Here is a 2,410-nt window from a genome sequence, read left to right on the forward strand (position 1 = left end):
GGCCGCACACCAAACAGGTGGTAACGCCGATGGGCGTTCCGGCCGGTAAATTGCAGTGTTATTCTACAGCACGCCCAGGAGGATTCGAACCTCCGACCGTCGGATTAGAAGTCCGATGCTCTATCCAGCTGAGCTATGGGCGCTCTTGTTTCGTTAGAAGTGGTCCCGGTCGACTTTTGTGTCGCTGGGACGTGGGGCTTGCCTAGGTGCCCGGAGGGCTGATCGCGCAGATCCTGAGACGCTTCTCTCGCGGAGGTTGAGGCGACAGCGGACGCAATTGTAGGTCATCGGCACGGTGTTGCAAACCGAGGTATTTTCCCCGTGTTTTTGCGGGTCGCTACTGGAAATCGCCGCGAATCAACTCGGGAACCAGAAACACGCCGTTGAAGAATTGCGTCGGATGCAGTTCACGCTCGTCACTGCGATACCCCAGCCGGTCATATTGCTCGTCGGTCAACGTGTCCGGGATTCCAAAGCCGGGGTTGAGGTAGTGATCGCCGTTGAGGTCATGGACCTGACGTACAGACCCGTCGGCGAACAAAAAGTTCGCCCACCCGTTCCCACCGCCGTGCAGCGTGAACCAAGACAACGTGGACTGCAAGTAGAACTGGTTGCCACTGCCGCCAGTCGGAGGACGGCATTCGACCAACTCCGAATCACACTGCCATTGCTTGAACAGCCGAGAGTTCGCCGAACCGATCAACTTCATCTTCTTGTCACTCGATCGATAGTACGCCGGCCCGTCGTTGATCGACTCGCTCAGCAAGCTGCCTTTGGAAATCAGAGTCCGCCGGTCGCTGTCGCCTGCGGCAAACACGCCGTCAGGGCCATACTGAAAATCAACCGGTGACATCGCTTCATCGATATCGCCCGGCCCCGCATCACCCATCAACGCGATCGTGCTCGACGGGTGCGGTGTCAGTTCCAAGTAAGGCAATGTCAAAGGCCCCATTGTCTCGCGTAGGCCCTTCAAGCCTTCCGCCGCGACTTCACCAGCCGTCCGCAACACGCCACCCGCGTCAACGCGAACACGGGGCATCGTGTTGACCAGCAACCAGCTTGTCGCGTAATTGTTGTTGAAGCCTCGCGCCAGGAACGCTCGCGACACCAACTCTAATCTCGCAGCAGACAGTTCAGCGGTGCTCGCGAAACCGTCGTTACAAGTGTCTGGGCCAGGTGTGTTGCGAAATTCGCAATCGCCGCAAACACCGTCGTCCCAGCGACGTTGTAGGTCACCGGTTAGGTCGCTGCGTCCGTCGTTCGTCTCCAGGCCATAAAGCTCAAGGATTTTCTCACTGCCCGGCGATGGACTGCTCGGACAAAGAATGTTGTCCTGGCTCATCTGGCCGGTCGAGATCCCATCGGCGACCCAGCCCCATGTATCGACGCACCCGGAACGTTTGAAGTCGAACGCGCCGGTCGTCAATGCGTCGTCCGACGCGCGATCGGCGAAGACCAACAACGCTATCCCGATGTTCCGCAGATTGGCAGTGCAATGACGGCTCCGTGCAGCTTCGCGGGCTTTGGTCAATGAAGAGAGCAATAGCGACGCGAGAATCGCGATGATGGCCACCACGACCAACAGTTCGATCAATGTAAAACCATGCCGAGCTCGGTAGCGTGCCATCACGAATCGCAACCATTGATGTGTTCGCAAGTAAAGAATTCGCGAAGGTACCGGGCGGTGCGATCGAGTAAAGTCAGATGTGGTGTTCTTCACCAAGTCTTCAACGGTCGATCGTTAAACGTGAACGTTGGGGGTTGAGTCGTTCGATTCCCAGCATCGGCTTGATCGGGACGGTGAATTTCGGCGACTGATGCGGTGTTGCCTTCAGATCTTGAGAGCGCTACTTTCGCGGAGCGAAAGGCGACATTGCGGCGCGTCATCGTGACCAGGGTAACAACTCTGGTTCGCGAATAGCCAGTTCGCCGATGATTACTGCGCAACAAAAAACCCGCTTGCTGCGGCCAAGGTAAAACCGCAACAAACGGGCGATTATCTCGCGATCAAAAGGATGATCTCGAGTGGGGAAGCTGACCCATAAGCGTCAGCCCGCCGACTTGGTCTACGGGTTGCTTCCCCGTTGGCTAGTACAGCAAATTTCCACTTGATCACCTCCTTTAAAAACATGGTTTGACGCACCCGGCCCCTTTGCGCCAACAAGAGCGGAACCGGCGGCGTTCGGAAGTAGTCCGTCGCACCGCGTCAGTGCGACCCGACAGCCAGATTATCGTTGCCTGGCAAGCCCAAGGCAAGATTAATCTGCTGTTGTAGGGACGTAGACAACCGTCCTGAGGTTCGTTTCATCATCAGATTTTCCAAAGAATTTCTCGTTCTGGCGAAGGACAGTTTCGTGAGTGTCGAAATCCCCCGTCGAACGAATCCCCACTGCCGGTTACTGGGCATCGT

At 56.8% G+C, this 2,410-nt stretch carries 1 protein-coding gene and 1 tRNA gene; both read right to left on the reverse strand.

The genetic code is table 11. The features are described 5' to 3' along the window. Positions 1-69 precede the first annotated feature (69 nt). Positions 70-143: transfer RNA gene (locus CGZ80_RS03585), tRNA-Arg, on the reverse strand. Between the two features lie 194 nt (positions 144-337). After that, positions 338-1,720 carry a type II secretion system protein gene (locus CGZ80_RS03590; protein WP_143543722.1) on the reverse strand — a complete coding sequence of 461 codons (1,383 nt, stop codon included), beginning with the start codon at positions 1,718-1,720 and terminating at the stop codon, positions 338-340. Positions 1,721-2,410 lie beyond the last annotated feature (690 nt).

It is taken from the genome of Rhodopirellula sp. MGV, from assembly GCF_002251265.1.
Classification (GTDB): domain Bacteria; phylum Planctomycetota; class Planctomycetia; order Pirellulales; family Pirellulaceae; genus Stieleria; species Stieleria baltica_A.